Origin of the sequence: Candidatus Enterococcus courvalinii (genome assembly GCF_017315945.1) — a bacterium.
Lineage (GTDB): Bacteria > Bacillota > Bacilli > Lactobacillales > Enterococcaceae > Enterococcus_B > Enterococcus_B courvalinii.
Map to the genome: position 1 here is coordinate 46,138 of NZ_JAFLWI010000002.1, position 20,160 is coordinate 66,297.

Consider the following 20,160-nt stretch of genomic DNA (forward strand, 5'->3'; position numbering starts at 1 on the left):
CCGCAAAAAAATTGTTTCAGAAATTCTGATGATTTTCAGCTAGCTAGTTTAATGAAGAGTGGTAAAATGCTATAATTGATGAGATTGATAAAAGAAAGGATGTTGTGAATGTCATCCAAGCAAGAATTATTACAGGGGATGAATCCTCGCCAAAAAGAGGCTGTTCTTCATACGGAAGGACCACTGTTATTGATGGCGGGTGCAGGAAGTGGGAAGACCCGCGTACTTACGCATCGAATTGCCTATTTAATTGAAGAAAAAGAAGTGAATCCTTGGAATATCCTAGCGATTACTTTTACCAATAAAGCCGCAAAAGAAATGAAAGAGCGTGTGAACGCAATTTTGGAATTTGGTGGCGAAGATGTCTGGGTTTCAACATTTCACTCAATGTGTGTGCGTATTTTGAGAAGAGATGTTGATTTTATTGGGTACAATCGAAATTTTACGATTATTGATTCTTCCGAGCAGCTTACCTTGATGAAACGTATTTTAAAAGAACTTAATATTGACCCAAAAAAATACGATCCCCGTGGAATCTTGGGGACTGTTTCTCAAGCCAAAAACAAGTTGCAAATGCCTGAAGACTTTGAAAAAATGCAAGGTAGCTATTATGAAGAAATTGCTGCTAAGTGTTATAGAGCTTATCAAAAAGAATTGCAATACAATCAATGCATGGATTTTGATGATTTGATTATGAATACGATTCGTTTGTTCAAGGAACATCCGGACTCACTAACGTATTATCAAAATAAATTCCAATATATCCACGTGGATGAATATCAAGATACCAACCATGCCCAATATACATTAGTCAATTTGCTAGCAGGACGCTTCCGTAATTTGTGTGTTGTCGGAGATGCTGATCAAAGTATCTATGGCTGGCGTGGTGCAGACATGCAAAATATTTTGGACTTCGAAAAAGATTATCCGGATGCGAGTGTGATTTTACTTGAACAAAATTATCGTTCAACCAAAACAATTTTGGATGCGGCTAATCAAGTGATTGAAAACAATACCAACCGCAAACCAAAAAATCTATGGACTGAAAACCAAGAAGGCGCTAAAATCACTTACTATCGTGGCGATAATGAACGTGATGAAACACGTTTTGTCATTGAAAAAATGCAACAGGAAATGCGTGAAAATGGTCGAGATTACGGTGACTTCGCGGTACTATACCGAACAAATGCGCAATCACGTGTAATGGAAGAAACGCTGTTAAAAGCTAATATACCTTATAAAATGGTTGGCGGACACAAATTCTATGATCGAAAAGAAATCAAAGACATTTTGGCGTATCTTAATGTGATCGCCAATCCACAAGACTCGATTAGTTTTGAACGAGTGGTCAATTCACCTAAGCGAGGAATAGGCCCTGGTTCCATTGATAAGTTGCGTCAATTTGCCTCAATTCATGAATGGGCTTTGTTAGAAGCAGCTCAAAACGTGGACTTAGCAAATATTAGTGGGAAAGCTGGTCGACAATTAGCAGAATTTGGAGCGATGATTGATGAAGTCACACAAATGGTTCCTTACTTATCTGTTACGGACTTAACGAAAGAAGTCCTGGAACGCAGTGGCTATCAAGAAGAATTGAAGATCCAAAATACACTTGAGGCACAAGCTAGACTAGAAAACTTGGAAGAATTCTTAAGTGTTACGCAAGAATTCGATAAACAATTTGAAAAACAAAATGAAGAAATGGCAGATGCACCTGAAGAAAAATTAACAGTTTTCTTAAATGATCTAGCTTTGGTTTCAGATATCGATAGTTTAGAAGAAGAGACAACCCAAGTGACTTTAATGACGTTACATGCAGCTAAAGGATTGGAATTTCCAGTAGTCTTTTTGATTGGACTGGAAGAAGGTGTCTTTCCACTTTCTCGTGCGTTGATGGAAGAAAGTGAACTTGAAGAAGAACGCCGTTTAGCTTATGTAGGGATTACTAGAGCTGAAGAAGTCTTATACTTGACCAATGCCTTTTCGAGAACGTTATATGGCCGAACGCAATATAATCGTCCTTCACGATTTATTGACGAAATTGATCAAGAGTTATTAGAGACTCAAGGAATGCGACCAACACCAAATAAAACTTCACCATTTACGACGAGAACTACTACATCTAGCTATCAACAGCCAAAAGTGACGACTGTTTCATCAAAAACAGCGACGGGTGGCGAAAATAATAGCTGGAAAGCTGGCGACAAAGTCAAACATAAGAAGTGGGGCACAGGGACAGTTGTTCGAGTAAATGGGAAAGCTGCAGATCTTGAATTGGATGTTGCTTTTCAAGGACAAGGAGTCAAACGGTTATTAGCGGCATTTGCACCAATTGAAAAAGTTTAATAGTGGAGGAAAATGATGACACAAGAGATGACGATTGATTACGCAACAAAAAGAGCAGAAGAGCTGCGTGCACAACTAAATCGTTGGTCCCGAGAATATTATGTAGAAGATCAGCCAACGGTAGAAGATTCTGTTTACGATAAAAATTATGCAGAATTAGTAGCAATCGAAGCAAATTATCCGGAACTAATCACTGTAGACTCACCAACTCAAAGAGTAGGTGGCGGTATTCTTGCGGGCTTTGAGAAAGTCACACATGATATTCCACTCTATAGTTTGAATGATGTCTTTGACAAAGAAGAATTGTTTGCCTTTGATCAACGTGTGCAAAAAGCGATTGGTCATCCTGTGGATTATTGTTGTGAGCTGAAGATTGATGGACTTTCTGTTTCTTTGCGCTATGAAAATGGCCTATTCGTTCGTGGGGCCACTCGTGGTGATGGAACTGTAGGTGAAAACATTACTGAAAATGTGAAAACAGTTCGTTCTGTACCATTACGTTTGAATGAACCGGTTTCAATCGAAGTTCGTGGTGAATGTTTTATGCCAAAAAAATCATTTGTCGAATTGAATGAAAAGCGAGAAGCTGCGGGGCATGATGTTTTTGCTAATCCGCGGAATGCTGCCGCTGGTTCATTAAGACAACTGGATTCAAAGATTGCAGCTAAACGTAACTTGGATACTTTTTTGTACACTGTAGCAGATTTTGGGCCAATGAAAGCAAAGACGCAGTACGAAGCTTTGCAAGAATTGGCGAAACTTGGTTTTCACACAAATCATGAAGCACAGTTGTGTCACTCAATTGAAGAAGTTTGGACATATATTGAAAAATTTCATGACCAACGAATTGGGTTACCTTATGAAATTGACGGAATTGTAGTGAAAGTCAATGATTTTTCACTTCAAGATCAGCTTGGTTTCACCGTCAAAGCACCACGTTGGGCGACTGCGTATAAATTTCCACCTGAGGAAGTCGAAACAATCATTGAAACAATTGAATGGACTGTGGGGAGAACAGGTGTCGTTACACCAACAGCAGTCATGACTCCTGTTCGTGTTGCGGGAACGACAGTGAGTCGGGCTAGCCTGCATAACGGGGATTACATCAAAATGAAAGATATTCGACTGCATGATACAGTATTGATTTACAAAGCAGGAGATATCATTCCAGAAGTGGCTCGAGTGGTTGAGGACAAACGACCACAAGATAGTGAACCTTATCCATTGCCAACGTATTGCCCTGAATGTGAAAGTGAGTTAGTCCATCTGGATGGAGAAGTGGCTCTTCGCTGTATCAATCCAAAATGCCCAGCGCAAATGAAAGAAGGGCTCAATCACTTTGTCTCCAGAAATGCAATGAATATCGAAGGTTTAGGTCCAAGAGTACTTGAACAAATGTATGATAAAAAGTTAGTCGCAGATGTTGCAGATCTATATAAGTTAACAGAGGAAGAATTATTGACGTTAGATAAGATCAAAGAAAAAGCAGCGAATAATATTTTAACGGCAATTGCCAATAGTAAAGAAAATTCCGTTGAACGTTTGATTTTTGGCCTGGGAATTCGACATGTCGGAGCAAAAGCGGCGAAAATTTTGGCCGAGCACTTCGGTAATTTAGAGGCAATCAGTCAAAGCAATTTTGAATCAATTGTTGCGCTTGATAGTATGGGATCTATTATTGCAGACAGCATCGTGACCTACTTTAGTAATGAAGAAGTACATGAATTGATGGATGAATTAAAGACTGCTGGGGTCAACTTTGAATATAAAGGTATTCGATTGGAACAGCTAGCTGAAGTTGAATCACCGTTTAAGGATAAAACAGTTGTCCTGACTGGAAAGTTGACTCAATTTACGCGAGAAGAAGCGAAAGCAACGATTGAAAATCTTGGTGGGAAAGTAACTGGAAGTGTCTCAAAAAAAACAGATATCGTTGTAGCAGGTGAAGAAGCTGGAAGTAAGCTGACAAAAGCAGAATCACTAGGAATTGAAATCTGGACAGAAGAGAAGATGGCAGAAGCGTTAGCTCAAAGTCATTCTGTGGAAGTCGAAAATTAAGCTTTTTCAGATAAATTTCAATAAATAATTTCAGAGGTTGCACACTTGTGGTAGAATAGAGAGCAAAGTTTTTAACTCGTTTAAGAAAGAAGGGGTAGTATGGCGATTAGTGAAGAACAAGTCAAACACGTTGCCAAATTAGCAAAACTTGCATTTGATGAAAAAGAGCTTGCAAGTTTTACAGACCAATTAGGTAAGATCATTGATATGGTGGAAATGCTTGAAGAAGTAGATACAGAAGGTGTTCCATTCACATCAAACGTGGTAGAAACAGTGAATGTAATGCGTCAAGACCGTGCACAAGCAGGTTGGAGTCGCGATGAATTATTAAAAAATGTGCCAGAATCTGAAGATGGTTTCATTAAGGTACCCGCAATTATTGATAATGGGGAGGCTGGTGCGTAATGACAGAATTATACAACCGTTCATTAGAAGAATTGCATGATATGCTTGTTTCTAAAGAAATCACTGCACAAGATCTAATGAGAGCAACATTTGAACGTATCAAAGAAACAGAACCAGAAATCGAAGCATTTATTACATTGAATGAAGAAAAAGCACTTGAATTAGCAAAAGCATTAGATGAAAAAGGGATTGATGAAAACAATGTGTTAGCAGGTATTCCAATTGGGATTAAAGACAACATTGTAACAAAAGATTTGTTAACAACAGCTGCATCAAAAATCCTTTATAATTTTGACCCAATCTATGATGCAACAGTGATGGATAAAGTATATCAAGCAGATATGATTCCTGTGGGTAAACTAAACATGGATGAATTTGCTATGGGCGGCAGTACAGAAACTTCTTACTTTAAGAAAACAAAAAATGCTTGGGATCATTCTAAAGTACCCGGTGGTTCATCAGGTGGTTCTGCAGCAGCAGTTGCTGCTGGGCAAATTCCTGTCTCTCTGGGAAGCGATACAGGTGGAAGTATTCGCCAACCGGCTGCATTTAACGGAATCGTTGGGATGAAACCGACTTATGGACGTGTTTCACGTTTTGGGTTGATTGCATTTGCTTCTTCATTAGACCAAATTGGACCAATGACAAGAACTGTTAAAGACAATGCATTAGCATTAACAGCAATCAGCGGTTATGACGAAAAAGATGGGACATCATCAGGTGTTTCTGTACCTAACTTTGCTGAAGGCTTGACTGGTGAGATCAAAGGAATGAAAATTGCTTTGCCAACAGAATATCTTGGTGAAGGTGTAGCACCTGGTGTTAAAGAAGCTGTGTTGAAAGCGGCAGAAACATTCCGTTCATTAGGCGCAACGGTCGAAGAAGTTAGCTTACCACATTCAAAATATGGCGTAGCAGTTTACTATATCATTGCTTCATCTGAAGCAAGTTCAAACTTACAACGCTTCGATGGTATTCGTTTTGGCTACCGTTCTGAAAATGTGAAAGACTTAGAAGATGTGTATGTTAACTCACGTTCAGAAGGCTTTGGTGACGAAGTGAAACGTCGGATTATGCTAGGAACATTCTCATTGAGTGCAGGATATTATGATGCTTACTTCAAGAAAGCTGGTCAAGTAAGAACGTTAATCAAACAAGACTTTGAAAAAGTTTTTGCTGATTATGATCTAATCATTGGACCGTCTTCACCAACCGTGGCATTTGGCATCGGTGAAAATATCAATGACCCAATTACGATGTACATGAGTGATATTTTAACGATTCCTGTGAACTTAGCAGGCCTTCCTGGTATGTCAATTCCGGCTGGGCTTTCAGAAGGCCTTCCTGTTGGCTTACAACTAATCGGTAATTATTTTGAAGAAAAAACAATGTATCAAGCAGCGTATGCTTTTGAACAAGCAACTGAACTTCATAAGCAACAACCTGCTATTCTAGGGGGGCAAGGCGAATGAACTTCGAAACAGTCATTGGACTTGAGGTCCACGTTGAATTAAAAACAAATTCTAAAATTTTCTCACCAGCGCCTGCGCATTTTGGAGCAGAACCTAACAGCAATACGAACGTGATTGACTGGGGTTACCCTGGTGTGCTACCAGTAATGAACAAGGCAGCTTTAGAGTTTGGAATGAAAGCAGCTTTAGCGTTGAATTGTGAAATCTCAAAAGATACACATTTTGACCGCAAAAACTATTTCTATCCTGATAATCCAAAAGCTTACCAAATTTCACAATTTGACCAACCAATCGGTCACGATGGTTGGATCGAGATTGAAGTTGAAGGACAAAAGAAAAAAATCAGAATCGAACGTGTTCATTTAGAAGAAGATGCTGGGAAAAACATGCACGGTATCGGTGGTTATTCATACGTTGACTTAAACCGTCAAGGCACACCACTAATCGAAATTGTTTCAGAAGCGGATATGCGTTCACCAGAAGAAGCATATGCTTATCTTGAAGCATTGCGCTCAATCATCCAGTTCACTGAAGTGAGTGATGTGAAAATGGAAGAAGGTTCTATGCGTTGTGATGCCAATATTTCTTTACGCCCTTATGGACAAGAAGAATTTGGAACAAAAGCAGAATTAAAAAACTTGAACTCACTTTCATTTGTGAAAAAAGGACTAGCTTTTGAGGAAAAACGTCAAGCAAAAGTTTTACTTTCTGGTGGCGAAATCCAACAAGAAACTCGCCGTTTTGATGAAACAACGAATAAAACAATTTTGATGCGTGTCAAAGAAGGATCAAGTGATTATCGTTACTTCCCAGAACCAGATATTCCAAAATTTGTGATTGATGATGAATGGATTCAACGTGTTAAAGCTACGTTGCCAGAATTACCTGCGTCACGTCGCCAACGTTACATCAGTGACTTTGGGTTACCTGAGTATGATGCAATGGTCTTAACGTTAACGAAAGAAATGTCTGACTTCTTTGAAGCAACTCTAGAAAATGGCGCAGATGCAAAACAAGCTTCTAACTGGTTGATGGGTGAAGTTTCCGCCTACTTGAATAGTGAAAAACTAGAATTAGCAGAAACACAATTGACACCAGAGAACTTGGCAGGCATGATCCGTTTGATCGCTGATGGAACAATCAGTTCAAAAATCGCGAAAAAAGTGTTCCGTGAATTGATCGCAAAAGGCGGCGACGCACAAGGAGTCGTTGAAGCTAATGGATGGATTCAGCTATCTGATCCAAGTCAATTACTGCCAATTATCAATGAAATTTTAGATAATAACGAACAATCTGTTGAAGACTTTAAAAACGGAAAGGATCGTGCAGTCGGCTTCTTAGTAGGACAAATCATGAAAGCAACAAAAGGACAAGCAAATCCAGGTGTTGTGAACAAACTACTAAAAGATGAATTGACGAAACGTTAAGAGGAAAATCATGAAAAAAGCACGTGTCATTTATAATCCAACTTCAGGTAAAGAATTGCTGAAAAAAAACCTCGCTGATATTCTTCAAGCACTGGAAGATGCAGGTTATGAAGCAAGTGCTTATGCAACAACTCCCGAAGAAAACTCTGCAAAAAACGAAGCAACAAGAGTCGGAAAACTAGGCTTTGACTTGGTTGTAGCAGCAGGTGGAGATGGAACAATCAATGAAGTTGTGAATGGAATCGCACCATTGAAGAAACGACCTAAAATGGCGATTATCCCAGCTGGAACAACGAATGATTATGCACGAGCACTAAAAATCCCTCGTGATAACATTAAGGCAGCTGCCGAAGTCATCAAAAAAAATCAGACGGTCAAAATGGACATTGGCCATGCCGAAAACAGTTACTTTATCAATATTGCAGCAGGTGGCTATTTAACGGAGTTAACTTATGAAGTACCATCTGAACTAAAAAGTATTTTTGGTTACTTGGCTTATCTCGCAAAAGGAGCAGAGATGTTACCTCGAGTGAAGCCAATCAAAATGCGTTTGAAGTATGATGAAGGGGAGTATATTGGCAATGCGTCCATGTTTTTCTTAGGATTAACGAATTCAGTCGGTGGCTTTGAGCAAATTGCTCCGGATGCAAAGCTTGACGATGGGAAATTTTCATTGATTATTGTCAAGACAGCCAATATTTTTGAAATTTTACACATTGCAGCACTGATGTTGAATGGCGGACGTCACGTCGAAGATCATCGTGTGATTTATACAAAGACAAGTGAATTGTATGTTGAAACGGAAGATGATACAAATCGTCCTGTGATGATCAACTTAGATGGTGAATATGGTGGCGATGCACCAATGCATTTCTCTAATTTACATCAACACATTGAATTTTTTGCGAATACGGACAAGATTCCCGATGCCGCTATTACGGGTGTAGAGGAAGAAGAATTCGAAGAAGTTGGCAAAGAATTCGTGAAAGAAGTCGAACGATTAACAGACGAAGATATTGACGGTGATGGTAAGATCGCTGACGAGGAAAAATAGACAGACAACCGGTACTGATACTAGGAACCTAGGTCAGTGCCGGTTTTAGTTGTTGTGAAAAACAATAATTTATAGTAGAGTCAGAACTAGAAAAGTAAGAAGCTAAAGGAGTAAATAATGAGCGAACAAACAGTGAAAAAAAATGAACGTTATACCGTAAAAATTATTGATTTGAGTTATGAAGGAATGGGCGTAGCTAAAATTGATGGCTACCCGTTGTTTATTGAAAATGCGTTGCCTGGAGAAGAAGTTGAAGTACTTGTCTTAAAGGCGGGAAATAAATTTGGCTATGCAAAAGTCGAAAAATGGTTAACAACTTCACCAGATCGTCAACCTGTTGAAGACAAAACGTTGATTCGTACAGGTATCGCTCCACTTGCACACTTGAGTTATGAAAAACAATTAGTGTTCAAACAACACCAAGTTGAAAATGTGATGGAAAAAATTGCGAAGTTACCCGAAGTACCCGTTCTACCAGTAGTAGGGATGGCTTCACCAGTTGCTTACCGAAATAAAGCACAAATTCCTGTTCGTAAAATTGATGGCCATTTGGCCACTGGTTTTTATAAGAAAAACAGCCATGATTTAGTTTCGATTACAGATTTTTATATTCAAGATCCAGAAATCGATAAAGCAATCGTTGTTGTGCGTGACATCTTAGAACGTTTCCAAGTTCGTGCGTATAATGAAGCTAAAAACGAAGGACAAATTCGTCATATCGTTATTCGTCGTGGACATTATTCACATGAAATGATGGTTGTTTTAGTGACACGTAAAGAAAAATTCTTCAAAGCAAAAGAGATTGCTAAAGTAATTCATGAAGAGTTACCAGAAGTTGTTTCAGTCATTCAAAATATCAATAAAGAGAAAACAAATGTCATCTTTGGTAAAAAAGAAGTTGTTTTATTTGGAAAAGATTACATTGAAGATCAACTATTAGGTAAGACTTTCCGAATTTCTGCGAAATCATTTTATCAAGTCAATACACAGCAAGCAGAATATCTTTATCAAACGGCGATTGATTTTGCAGGCTTGAACAAAGAAGATGTTGTAATCGATGCTTATTCAGGAATTGGTACCATTGGATTATCATTAGCTGATCGTGTGGCGGAAGTTTATGGAATGGAAATCATCTCTGAAGCGATTGAAGATGCACAGTTTAACGCACTAACTAATAAAATCGAAAACGCTCATTATGAAGTAGGAAAAGCTGAGAAAGCAATGAAGAAGTGGCAAGATAAAGGAGTTAAACCTTCTGTTATTATGGTTGACCCACCACGTAAAGGACTAGATGGAAGTTTCATTGAATCAGCAATTGAAATGAATCCTTCTCGAATCGTCTATATTTCATGTAATCCAGCAACTTTTGCGCGTGATGCAAAATTATTTGCAGAAGCAGGTTATGAAACAACAAAAGTGCAACCTGTTGATTTGTTCCCGCAAACGCATCATGTGGAGTTGGTGGCGTTACTAACAAAGAAGAAGTAGAGTAAGGTTGTAAAAGGCTTGATATAAATGTTTTTATGATAATCGAGATTTTAGGCGAGATGAGAATCTTGCTTAAAATCTCTTTTTTTGTTTGTTAGGAAATAGATCACTGATTTAAAAATGGTATACTTATAAAGTATTTGGAGGGAAGACTAATGTATTCCCTTAATAGAGGAGCTGTTACCGCTGAAATATGTTCCCACAAACTAGTAATATACAAAAATTTCTTTGGAACAATTCCTATATACTAGCAACAACCCAAAATGCCAAAAGACATCAATTTTATCATGTCAAGTTATGTGGAAGTTGGTGGCATTGTTTACTCGAGTGGCGCGTTGATATACTAATGATTTGAGCGATTCGGGATAATTCTCGAATCGCTCTTTTGTATTCTCTCAAAACTATTTGTTTGAATGGTAGTTTTGACTATTAGGAAATGACAGTGATTAGTTGGTAATGGTTCATAAAGATATCCATGTTACAATATACTTGGATTGATGAAAAAAATAGGATAAGGAGTGGCCACATGGATATAAAACAAAAGATATTAAATGCATGGATTACCATAGAGCAGTTTTCAGCAGGAGATATTGATTTAAAAAAGGGTGAAAATGTAAGGTACAATTACCACCATATTGTGAAAATTGGACCTCATTTTTTACTGAAAAGTTAAATGATCTTAAAATGTATCAAAAGAAATCCGAGAAACAATTAAGCGATGCTGGATTTACTCTTTTCTTTGATGTCTTTAAATTTGAAGAATTAATCAATGATTTGTCTGATAAATTTCATCTTGTTGATGAGTATAGAGAGGATAATAAGACAAAAAAATTTACATATTGCGTAACGTTCATGGTTAATCAAGATAGTTTTAAGCTAGTCGATCATTCATCATTTTACACAATGAGTGGATATGCGCATCGTAAAGGGAAACTCCCAGCTGACATTTCTGAAATAGAGGACCAGATAAGTAGTCACTTAGCCGAATTATTTGAACATGATTTTGAAAAGGGAATGTCTCAATTAGTGGCGCGAGAAGTACAGTGGTCTAGCCAAAACTATTATGAAATTCAGAGTGATATAACACAGAACGATCCTTTTTTACATTCTTTCTATATCGATGATTTAGAGTTGGCTAAAAGATTTGATTCGGATAACTTAAATCGATATTTATTCGGTTTTTTAGGTGAAAAAATTAATTTAGATAGCAATAAGGAATCTAAAAATTTTAATAAAGAAGAAATTGCTGAAATTCTTCAACCCAAGAATGATCCTTTGGGCCGCTTTCCATCTAATCCGGATCATCCACTCTCTTTAATGCAACAAATAGCTGTGAACGTGGCACTTAATGATAAAAATGATATTAGTGGTGTTAACGGTCCTCCAGGAACAGGGAAAACAACGCTTCTCAAGGATGTTTTTGCTGAATTAATTGTTCAACAAGCAAGTGAGATTTGTGGTTTAAAAGACAGGCATATCGAAGAAACAGAAATGTATTATAAAAAAGGCAAGATTGCAAAATTAAAAGATTGTATCGCTGATAAAAATATTGTTGTTGCGAGTTCTAATAATGGAGCAGTTCAAAACATTGTGAATGAACTGCCGCAGCAAGAAAAAATAGATAAACAATTTTTGAATGATGTTTTATCAGTCGATTATTTTACAGATATAAGTAATAATGAACCGACTGATGAAAATTGGGGCACATTTGCAACGGAGGGTGGTAAGAAAACAAATATAAAAAAAATGATTGAAATTGTTAAACAGATGTCTGATGAATTATGTTCGGAAGATTTTGTATCAAATAAAAATATATACACCGATTTTATTAAACAATATAATCTTGTTAAAACTTTGAGACAGAACGCGCAAGTGATAGCGAATACTCATAAGAAGTTTTTGAATTTACAGGAGAGGCAAAAGTCCACAGAAAAGATATTTCATGAAGAACTTCCTAAACGAGAAGTCGAGAAAGAAGAGAAAATTAAGAGGTTACAGAAAAAAATTGATTTTTTGTCAATGTCGGTTGAATTACACAATGCTAACGTAGCATCAATTAAGAATGATATGGCACTCCACGCGAAAAACATGGAATTATTAAAATTGAACATGGAGGCAGTGAAACAGCAGAAACCATTTGCATTTTGGCTGTTAAAAATCGTTCATCATCGTTCCGCCAAAGCGTATACAGAACAGTGGGCAATGATATCTAGTTCAATAACAAATTCACTCGATGAACAAAACTTTTTGAAAAAAACTTATGAGGTTGAATATAACAACGCATCAAAATTAAAAAAAGAGCAGGAAACTTATATTGTTGACAAAGAACGAATAGATATTTCATTTAATTCCTGGAAACAAGAAAATGAAGATGCCTTAAAGGATTTAAAATATAAAGTAGATTCTTTAAAAAAAGAAATAAAAGAGTCTAAATTTAAGCCGCTTGATTTATCACAGTCATATGCAGATTTACAACAAGATAATCCCTGGTTCAATAAACAATACCGTATTGAACAATCTAAATTGTTTATTGCTGCAATAGCTGTAAGAAAGCAGTTTTTATATGAAAACAGAAAAAGCTTAAAGGCTAGCGTGAATATTTGGAATAGAATGCAAGATTATACCATTCCTCAAAAGAAGTATCTTATCTCATTGGCATGGAGTTGGATAAACTTTGCTATTCCTGTGGTAAGTACTACATTTGCTAGCTTTGGTAGAATGTTTAAAGACATGGGAGTTGGCTCCATTGCAAATCTATTTATTGATGAGGCAGGGCAAGCCACACCACAATCAGCAATTGGGGCAATATTTAGAAGTCGCCGAATTATGGCAGTTGGAGATCCGGCACAGATAACACCAGTTGTATCATTGAGCACTGGTATTATCGGATTAATTGCTTCACAGTCTGCTAATTCAAAAAACATCGAAAATGTCGTGAACGGCTATTCATCTGTTCAGACTCTTGTAGATGAGGCAAGTCAGTTTGGGTATCGGAAGACAAATAATGAATGGATTGGGATTCCGCTTTGGGTTCATCGTCGTTGCTCGAATCCAATGTTCAGCATTTCAAATGAGATTTCTTATGGGGGGCAGATGGTGCTTGCAAGGGAAAAGTCTCAACTAGGTAAAGGTTGCTGGATTGATATCGTTGGGAAGTCTAATAACAAATTTGTTGAAGAACAGGCAATACGTTTGAAAAATGACATTTTAAAACGAACAGAGAACTCAGGAGAAACGAAGCCAAGCATCTATGTGATTTCTCCTTTTAAAAATATTGTAGAGCAGCTGAAGAAATATTTGAGTGGAATTAAGGACTTTAAAAAGACAAATATAGGTACAGTTCATACTTTTCAGGGGAAAGAAGCAGCTGTTGTCTACCTTGTTTTAGGTGCAAGTTTTGAAGAAAAAGGTGCTGCGAGTTGGGCTGTTTCTGAGCCTAATTTGATGAATGTAGCAGCTACACGAGCCAAGGAAGAATTCTATATAATTGGAGATAAAAAAATGTATAGATCTCTCAAGTCAGAAGTTGTAGATAAGACTTTAGCAGTTTTTGATAAACAATAAAGTAATTCGAATATCACAATTACTATGACTTACGAGCTAGAATTTATATTATCCAGGTCTTGATTTTTAAAAATCAAACGAATGCAAAAAAGAATCCACCCAAGCTGATTGCTTGAATGGATTCTAGAATTGATTTTTCAAGTTTGATACTCACTAATATCATTTGATGAAGAGCCAATCAAAAAAATATAGGTCTGCCGAGAGTCTAATTCTGAGCTAATTCTTCTTTTTTTAGTTCTAGCAGTTCAATCAAATCTTTCTTAAACTCATTTTCACTTTGTTCAGGTTTCTTTTTCATCGTTTCAATGATTTTAAATGAGAAGGCATCTTTTCCATCAGCCTTCCATTCGGCAGCTATTATCAGTGAAAATGGCTGATTCATCTTCTTCATAAACTCAAAGCGATTTTCGACTTTCAAAACATCTTGAGCGTAGTCAAGCCAGAACGTTCCAGATTTGGTATTGGAAATCTTGTAGATACCACCAATTTGCTCACGTTCTCGGTAAGCCATTTTCATTTCTTTTTTATCCATTATTTTCACAACCTCGCGATAGCTATTTCGTTTAAGTATAGCATAAAATGGAATCATGAGGTTCTAAACTTCTTTTACTTATAGAGGAAAGGGGAAATAATTTGCGTCAAGAATGTCTTTTGTACTAATTGTGGTAGTACCACGAGGTCTTATTATAAGCTGAAAATTAGTAGGGGATTGCCTGTTCTTAAGGCTAATTGTAAGAGTCACGATATGTCAGCAACACGCGTAGTTGATTGATTTGTACTTCTTTTTTTAGCCACACCAAAAAAAAGAATGATTTTACTTGTTTTTTATTGTATATTAAACAAGGAGAAAGTTGCTACTGTTGCAGGATAAATAAAGGTGGAATAAAAATGAATTCAAAAGAAAAAATGTTAGAATTGATTAAAAAGAAACAAGGCGGAGGCAGATCAGAACAAAAAGATACGCCTAAAAATGATCGCCGAAACATGCGTAAAGGACCTAAAATCTTTAATAAGTAATCGGCGAATTAAAAGGAGTTATGACAATTTAATTGTCATAACTCCTTTTTTGTATAAACAGATTGGAAACTTATTCCTTTAAAAAGTAAGTAGAATATGCTCAAAATTGGCGGAGCACTCGGCCACAAATTTTCTTACTTCTTGAAAGTACTCATTGACTCCAAATCTTTTTGAACATTCTTAATAAAGGTTGCAAAAATTTTTGGTTGTATACTCCGTTTTTTTAAGCGTGTTAATCAATTAACTGGTGGAATCAAAACCAACTCGTTCACCAACAAGCTGAATCGATAAATCAGATTGATTAGGAACCTTTTTGCTTGGGGAATGCGAAAGTCAATCCTTGGTGTAGGTGAACCAATAGCATCATCAGTGTTGGAAAGAGTAATAGAGGTTGAAGCAATTATTTGTTTCACTCTCTATATTGATTAAATGAGTGAGTTTTTTCATAAGTAAAAGAGGATTTTATTGCTCTTTAGCAACTCATTACGAAAAAATAAAATTTTGGAAAAATCCTAGAATCTGTCTGACATTTTAGCAGAAGTATGCTATTTTAAAAAGGAAGTAAAGGAGGAGAAAAATGAATTTTTTAGTTGTTTTAAAAGATGAATCAGTTGAACGTTCCACTTTTATTTATGTTCAATTAAATCAAGAAAAAACGTTACTGCATTTTTCACCAGAATTCCATTTAGAGGGATTAACCTTAGGGGAAGTTTATCAAACAAAAGGCATGTCAGCTATCCTAGATTTTTTTGGAAAGGAGCTTGACCTACCAGTCAAAGAGTTTATCGAAATCTCGTTAGCAGAGTGGGATCGAGTAACCACAGATTTATTTCCAACAGGTCTTGATGTGGAAACTGAGGAGGGTATCCTACATTTAAGTCCGACAGAGCTGCAACATCAGATGCGTTACCGAGTCGATGAGGAAGATTCTTTTTCGATTTTCAAACGGCAACAAAAGATTTTGAAAAGTTTTTTGAAACGACTGAGCAAAAAAAGAAATCTTTTGAGAACCACACAACTTTTGAAAAAGTATCCTAATCTGATGCAGACGTCTATTCAATTTCCGCAGATTTTGTCACTGATTCATCGTTATTTACAAGTCCAACAATTACCATCGCGAAAACTTTCACTACCTTTAGCAGACACGTTTCGGGTGGTCAAGCGAGCTGAAGAGAAAAAAGTGATCGTCATCGATTTTACGAGAAATCGAAACATGTTGCATCAAGTAACTATGGGAAAAGCCAATTAGGGCTTTTCCTTTTGCACTTTTTATTCTATTAAATAGTCAATGGAGGAGAAAATGGCCCAAGTTTGGTTACAACGAATGATTAAAATGTATCAAAAATATCAACAACTCATGAAAGGAAGATATGCAAAATTTGACGAATTGAATCGCTTTTTACTAATCTTTTCGCTTCTGTTTAGTTTGTTAAGTCGCTGGTTACCTTACGGGTCTGGTAGAGTATTATCTTTATTATTTTTAGGAGTTTTGCTCTATCGTTTCTTATCAACTAAAATTTATCCGAGATTGAATGAAAATCAACGTTTTTTTAAAAAATGGCGAACGATAAGCAACTTTTTTCAAACAGTCACCAAAAGAAAAACAAAGACAAATAAGAAAACGGCTTACCAAACGTACACGTACTTTTCTTGCCCAAATTGCCAACAAAAGCAACGTGCTCCACAAGGTCGTGGGAAAATTCGAGTAACTTGTAAAAAATGTGGTACACGATTTGAAACAAACGTATAGGAAGTGGAAAAAATGAAAATGGTTTTGTTACGTCATGGTGAGAGTGAAGCTAATTTTGAAAATTACTGGACAGGCTGGTTAGATGTGGCATTGACTACGAAAGGTGAGCAGCAAGCGAGTGAAGCGGGGACCAAAATGAAGGAAGCTGGTTTAGTATTTGATGCTGTCTATACTTCAGTTTTGAAGCGAGCAATTAAAACATCACAATACACTTTAGAAGAAATGGGGCAATTGTGGATTCCAATTACCAAAACTTGGCGTCTAAATGAACGTCACTATGGCGAACTAGTTGGTAAAAACAAAGACGAAATGAAAGCTATCTATGGAGAAGAACAAGTCAAAATTTGGCGTCGTGACTATCGTGAAGTACCACCACTTGTTAAAGAAAATCAGTTTGATCGAAGATATGATTTCTTGGATCCTCGTTTGATTTCTCATGGAGAAAGTTTAGAAATGACGGTTAAACGTCTGATACCTTTGTGGGAAGATTCGTTTGCACCCAAACTTCGTGAGCAACAAAATCTCTTAGTGGTTGGACACGGAAACAGTGTGCGTGCGTTAACGAAATACTTGGAAAACGTGCCAGAAGATCTAATGGATACGATTGATATTCCCAATGCGCAACCGATCCAATACACATTTGACGAACAGCTAACAATCATTGATAAAAAGATTTTATAAAGACTTCAGATGTTTTATCCGAAAAAAAGAGGAGTAGGAGCAATGATAAAGAATTTTATTTGGGACTTTGATGGTACATTATTTGATACATATCCTGCAATGGTTGATGGTGCTTGGCGTGCCTTACAAGATTTTGGGATTACAGCGGATAAAAAAGAAATCTATTTTGTGATGAAAAAGTATTCAACGAGTCAATTACGGCAAAACTATCAGTTGTCTGAGGAGAAATTTATCCCCTTATTTCATCAGTATGAAACAGCGAGTCAAGAAGTATCAGCGCCTTTCCAAGACACAAAGATGGTTTTAGAAAAGTTGAAAGCACACGGTGGACGACACTTTATCCTGACCCATCGTTTAACTCATTCAACTTGGGAACTGTTAAAAGACTTTGGACTAGACGAATTAGTTGAAGAAGTTGTTGGAATAGATCAAGAATTTCCTAGAAAACCGGATCCTTCTTCATTACATGCGATTATTAAAAAATTTCATTTACAAAAAACAGAATCAATGATGATTGGCGATCGTCGATTAGACATTGAAGCCGGTAATAACGCGGGAATTGCCACTTGCTTATATGATATCGATTATTTTTTAGGTGATATTCCTGCAACCTATGTTGTGAATGAATTGAAGCAAATCATTGAATTACCAGAGATTATTTAAAATATTGTCCGCTTTCAATTTTCATATGCTATAATTTTTGTAGAGGAGTGATGATATGGAAATTAGAAGACAAAAAGAAGTGGTTGAGGCTTTTCACTACGATCAAAAGCCTAAAGATCAAGAAATCCAAACTGACTTAAAAGTTGGTTTTTCGCCGTTGAATGAAACGATTGACAATTATCCAGAAGAACATAGTATTGTGGGTGCTCGTTTAGAATTTCGCTTAGTATTCGATCAATATGTACTATCTGGAAGTGTTAGTCAAATCAATCATATTTTGAATCGTAAAGTTCAAGGACAGGCAGATGTTACACAAGAAGAAGTAGATGAGTTAGTCGCTCCTTTATTTGACATTGTTAGTCGTATGGCATACGAAATTACAGAGATTGCTTTAGATGAACCAGGTGTCAAATTGAATTTTCAATCAGAAAAAGAAGCATAAGAAAGAGTAGTAGTGATAGTTTTAAACTATCGCTACTACTCTTTTTCTATTACTAAATGTAAGCAAAAAGCATGCCATTTGGCAAAAAATGAGCTAAAATGAACAAGTCACTGAAAAAATACAAATTTTTTTCAGGGGAATGGTTGAAGAATCATTCCCGGGAACCTTTACTTCCTTTGATGGACTTGTCATTAAAAAATTTTAAGGAGGAAAAAAATGACAACACTCATCACAGTTTTAGTGGTTCTAGTTTTTGCGGCATTATTATATGTGTTTTATCGTATGCAAAAGCGCCATACTAAATTTTCAACGCGTGTTTTTACAGCGCTAGGTATCGGGATCGTTTTTGGCGGTCTATTGCAACTTATCTTTGGGGTCGATAATCAAATCGTCACTCAATCAATGGATTGGATTGGAATCGTTGGGAATGGCTACGTTGCTTTCTTGCAAATGTTAATTATGCCATTGGTTTTCATCTCCATTGTCGGCGCATTTACCAAAATGAAAGTTTCGGAAAAATTAGGTAAAATCAGCGCAACAGTTTTAACAACTTTGTTAGCGACAACAGCAATCTCTGCACTAATTGGGATTGGGACAACGATGCTCTTTAACTTACAAGGGGCAAAATTTACTGAAGGAGCGGCTGAAACAGCACGTATTGCTGAATTAGCTACTAGACAAGAAACTGTTGAGAACTTATCGATTCCTCAACAAATCTTATCATTTATTCCTAAAAATGTTTTTGCTGATTTAGCGGGAAGCCGACCAACAAGTACAATTGGTGTCGTGATTTTCGCTGCATTTGTTGGTGTTGCCTATCTTGGGGTTAAACGTAAAGCACCAAAAGAAGCAGCTTTCTTCTCAGATTTGATTGATAGTTTATATAAAATAGTTATGCGAATCGTGACATTAGTTCTACGCTTAACACCATATGGCGTACTTGCTTTGATGACAAACGTGATGGCCACAAGTGATTTTGCAGCAATCGTGAACTTAGGTAAATTCGTACTAGCTTCATATATTGCTTTGCTTGCTGTATTAGTTGTTCATTCGCTTATTTTGATGTCAGTCAAAGTGAATCCAATTAATTACTTCAAAAAAGCTTTTCCTGTATTGAGTTTTGCTTTTACTTCACGTTCGAGTGCAGGCGCATTGCCATTGAATATTGAAACACAAACGAAAGCTCTTGGGGTTGATGATGCAACAGCGAACTTCTCTGCAAGTTTTGGTTTGTCAATTGGGCAAAATGGCTGTGCAGGTGTTTACCCAGCAATGTTGGCAACAATTGTTGCACCAGCTGCGGGTATCAATGTATTTAGTTTAGAATTCATTTTGATGTTAGTAGCGATTGTAACGATCAGTTCATTCGGTGTTGCTGGTGTCGGTGGGGGCGCAACATTTGCTTCATTAATCGTGCTAGGCGCAATGAATTTACCAGTAGCAATCGTCGGTTTAGTTATCTCTGTAGAACCATTGATCGACATGGCTCGTACTGCAACAAACGTCAGTGGTAGTATGGTAGCTGGGATTGTTACAAGTGCTCGTATCCATGATTTGGATCGTGATGTTATCAATGATGAAACAAAAGTGATTGATGTAAATGCATAAAGCTTAAGAAAAAATTAGAGCTAGCTATTATTTTGATAGTTAGCTTTTTCATTTGCAAAATTAAATATTCCGAAAAGTGAAAACGCGAAAATAAAAATAAAAAACCATTCTGTTAAATAGACAAGTCTAGAGTTTATGAGAGGGATATGGTAAACTAGCAACGATTATTCACCATTTAAAATGGA

17 protein-coding genes are annotated in these 20,160 nt (G+C 36.8%); 16 read left to right on the forward strand and 1 reads right to left on the reverse strand.

Annotation, left to right across the window (positions count from 1 at the left end):
* Positions 1-108: 108 nt before the first annotated feature.
* From pcrA to JZO71_RS01155, 9 genes are all read left to right on the forward strand, one after another.
* On the forward strand, positions 109-2,346 hold the full coding sequence (pcrA, locus tag JZO71_RS01115) for a DNA helicase PcrA (protein ID WP_206897768.1): 2,238 nt from the start codon (positions 109-111) through the stop codon (positions 2,344-2,346).
* 15 nt (positions 2,347-2,361) lie between these two features.
* Positions 2,362-4,404, forward strand: coding sequence for an NAD-dependent DNA ligase LigA (gene ligA, locus JZO71_RS01120; RefSeq protein ID WP_206897769.1), 2,043 nt, complete (start codon positions 2,362-2,364; stop codon positions 4,402-4,404).
* Between the two features lie 99 nt (positions 4,405-4,503).
* Positions 4,504-4,809 carry an Asp-tRNA(Asn)/Glu-tRNA(Gln) amidotransferase subunit GatC gene (gatC, locus tag JZO71_RS01125; protein ID WP_067484390.1) on the forward strand — a complete coding sequence of 102 codons (306 nt, stop codon included), beginning with the start codon at positions 4,504-4,506 and terminating at the stop codon, positions 4,807-4,809.
* Positions 4,809-6,281: an Asp-tRNA(Asn)/Glu-tRNA(Gln) amidotransferase subunit GatA gene (gatA, locus tag JZO71_RS01130; RefSeq protein ID WP_206897770.1), complete on the forward strand. Its 1,473-nt coding sequence runs from the start codon at positions 4,809-4,811 to the stop codon at positions 6,279-6,281. The genes gatC and gatA overlap by 1 nt, the downstream gene beginning before the upstream one ends.
* Positions 6,278-7,708, forward strand: coding sequence for an Asp-tRNA(Asn)/Glu-tRNA(Gln) amidotransferase subunit GatB (gatB, locus tag JZO71_RS01135; protein ID WP_206897771.1), 1,431 nt, complete (start codon positions 6,278-6,280; stop codon positions 7,706-7,708). Before gatA ends, gatB begins: the two co-directional genes overlap by 4 nt.
* A 10-nt stretch (positions 7,709-7,718) precedes the next feature.
* On the forward strand, positions 7,719-8,762 hold the full coding sequence (locus JZO71_RS01140; RefSeq protein WP_206897772.1) for a diacylglycerol kinase: 1,044 nt from the start codon (positions 7,719-7,721) through the stop codon (positions 8,760-8,762).
* A 117-nt stretch (positions 8,763-8,879) separates the two neighbouring features.
* Positions 8,880-10,250 carry a 23S rRNA (uracil(1939)-C(5))-methyltransferase RlmD gene (gene rlmD / locus JZO71_RS01145; protein ID WP_242590336.1) on the forward strand — a complete coding sequence of 457 codons (1,371 nt, stop codon included), beginning with the start codon at positions 8,880-8,882 and terminating at the stop codon, positions 10,248-10,250.
* 526 nt (positions 10,251-10,776) lie between these two features.
* A complete protein-coding gene (locus JZO71_RS01150) occupies positions 10,777-10,923 on the forward strand; it encodes a hypothetical protein (RefSeq protein ID WP_206897773.1) in 147 nt (48 codons plus the stop codon).
* A gap of 11 nt (positions 10,924-10,934) precedes the next feature.
* Complete coding sequence (locus JZO71_RS01155) at positions 10,935-13,814, forward strand: DEAD/DEAH box helicase (protein ID WP_206897774.1); 2,880 nt, start codon at positions 10,935-10,937, stop codon at positions 13,812-13,814.
* A 205-nt stretch (positions 13,815-14,019) separates the two neighbouring features.
* Here the strand turns inward: JZO71_RS01155 and JZO71_RS01160 are convergent, their stop codons facing one another.
* Positions 14,020-14,346 carry a GIY-YIG nuclease family protein gene (locus JZO71_RS01160; RefSeq protein WP_206897775.1) on the reverse strand — a complete coding sequence of 109 codons (327 nt, stop codon included), beginning with the start codon at positions 14,344-14,346 and terminating at the stop codon, positions 14,020-14,022.
* A 356-nt stretch (positions 14,347-14,702) separates the two neighbouring features.
* Between JZO71_RS01160 and JZO71_RS12510 the strand changes: the two genes are divergently transcribed.
* The 7 genes from JZO71_RS12510 (at position 14,703) to JZO71_RS01190 (ending at position 19,975) form a co-directional block, all read left to right on the forward strand.
* On the forward strand, positions 14,703-14,831 hold the full coding sequence (locus tag JZO71_RS12510) for a hypothetical protein (RefSeq protein WP_067481724.1): 129 nt from the start codon (positions 14,703-14,705) through the stop codon (positions 14,829-14,831).
* A 577-nt stretch (positions 14,832-15,408) separates the two neighbouring features.
* Complete coding sequence (locus JZO71_RS01165; RefSeq protein ID WP_206897776.1) at positions 15,409-16,080, forward strand: LCP family glycopolymer transferase; 672 nt, start codon at positions 15,409-15,411, stop codon at positions 16,078-16,080.
* Positions 16,081-16,131: 51 nt separating this feature from the next.
* Positions 16,132-16,581, forward strand: coding sequence for a hypothetical protein (locus JZO71_RS01170; RefSeq protein WP_206897777.1), 450 nt, complete (start codon positions 16,132-16,134; stop codon positions 16,579-16,581).
* A 12-nt stretch (positions 16,582-16,593) separates the two neighbouring features.
* Positions 16,594-17,262, forward strand: a complete 669-nt coding sequence (locus JZO71_RS01175) for a 2,3-bisphosphoglycerate-dependent phosphoglycerate mutase (RefSeq protein ID WP_206897778.1) — start codon at positions 16,594-16,596, stop codon at positions 17,260-17,262.
* A 45-nt stretch (positions 17,263-17,307) separates the two neighbouring features.
* A complete protein-coding gene (locus JZO71_RS01180) occupies positions 17,308-17,925 on the forward strand; it encodes an HAD-IA family hydrolase (protein ID WP_206898059.1) in 618 nt (205 codons plus the stop codon).
* 55 nt (positions 17,926-17,980) lie between these two features.
* Positions 17,981-18,367 carry a DUF1149 family protein gene (locus JZO71_RS01185; RefSeq protein WP_206897779.1) on the forward strand — a complete coding sequence of 129 codons (387 nt, stop codon included), beginning with the start codon at positions 17,981-17,983 and terminating at the stop codon, positions 18,365-18,367.
* 216 nt (positions 18,368-18,583) lie between these two features.
* Positions 18,584-19,975: an L-cystine transporter gene (locus JZO71_RS01190; RefSeq protein ID WP_206897780.1), complete on the forward strand. Its 1,392-nt coding sequence runs from the start codon at positions 18,584-18,586 to the stop codon at positions 19,973-19,975.
* Positions 19,976-20,160: the final 185 nt, after the last annotated feature.

Bases quoted from the DNA above. Each gene is read 5' to 3' on its own strand.
- JZO71_RS01165 (WP_206897776.1), top strand. From the start codon at position 15,409: ATGAATTTTTTAGTTGTTTTAAAAGATGAATCAGTTGAACGTTCCACT.
- gatC (WP_067484390.1), top strand. From the start codon at position 4,504: ATGGCGATTAGTGAAGAACAAGTCAAACACGTTGCCAAATTAGCAAAA.
- JZO71_RS01175 (WP_206897778.1), top strand. From the start codon at position 16,594: ATGAAAATGGTTTTGTTACGTCATGGTGAGAGTGAAGCTAATTTTGAA.
- JZO71_RS01190 (WP_206897780.1), top strand. From the start codon at position 18,584: ATGACAACACTCATCACAGTTTTAGTGGTTCTAGTTTTTGCGGCATTA.
- rlmD (WP_242590336.1), top strand. From the start codon at position 8,880: ATGAGCGAACAAACAGTGAAAAAAAATGAACGTTATACCGTAAAAATT.
- JZO71_RS12510 (WP_067481724.1), top strand. From the start codon at position 14,703: ATGAATTCAAAAGAAAAAATGTTAGAATTGATTAAAAAGAAACAAGGC.
- ligA (WP_206897769.1), top strand. From the start codon at position 2,362: ATGACACAAGAGATGACGATTGATTACGCAACAAAAAGAGCAGAAGAG.
- JZO71_RS01150 (WP_206897773.1), top strand. From the start codon at position 10,777: ATGGATATAAAACAAAAGATATTAAATGCATGGATTACCATAGAGCAG.
- gatA (WP_206897770.1), top strand. From the start codon at position 4,809: ATGACAGAATTATACAACCGTTCATTAGAAGAATTGCATGATATGCTT.
- JZO71_RS01160 (WP_206897775.1), bottom strand. From the start codon at position 14,346: ATGGATAAAAAAGAAATGAAAATGGCTTACCGAGAACGTGAGCAAATT.
- JZO71_RS01185 (WP_206897779.1), top strand. From the start codon at position 17,981: ATGGAAATTAGAAGACAAAAAGAAGTGGTTGAGGCTTTTCACTACGAT.
- JZO71_RS01170 (WP_206897777.1), top strand. From the start codon at position 16,132: ATGGCCCAAGTTTGGTTACAACGAATGATTAAAATGTATCAAAAATAT.
- pcrA (WP_206897768.1), top strand. From the start codon at position 109: ATGTCATCCAAGCAAGAATTATTACAGGGGATGAATCCTCGCCAAAAA.
- gatB (WP_206897771.1), top strand. From the start codon at position 6,278: ATGAACTTCGAAACAGTCATTGGACTTGAGGTCCACGTTGAATTAAAA.
- JZO71_RS01140 (WP_206897772.1), top strand. From the start codon at position 7,719: ATGAAAAAAGCACGTGTCATTTATAATCCAACTTCAGGTAAAGAATTG.
- JZO71_RS01155 (WP_206897774.1), top strand. From the start codon at position 10,935: ATGTATCAAAAGAAATCCGAGAAACAATTAAGCGATGCTGGATTTACT.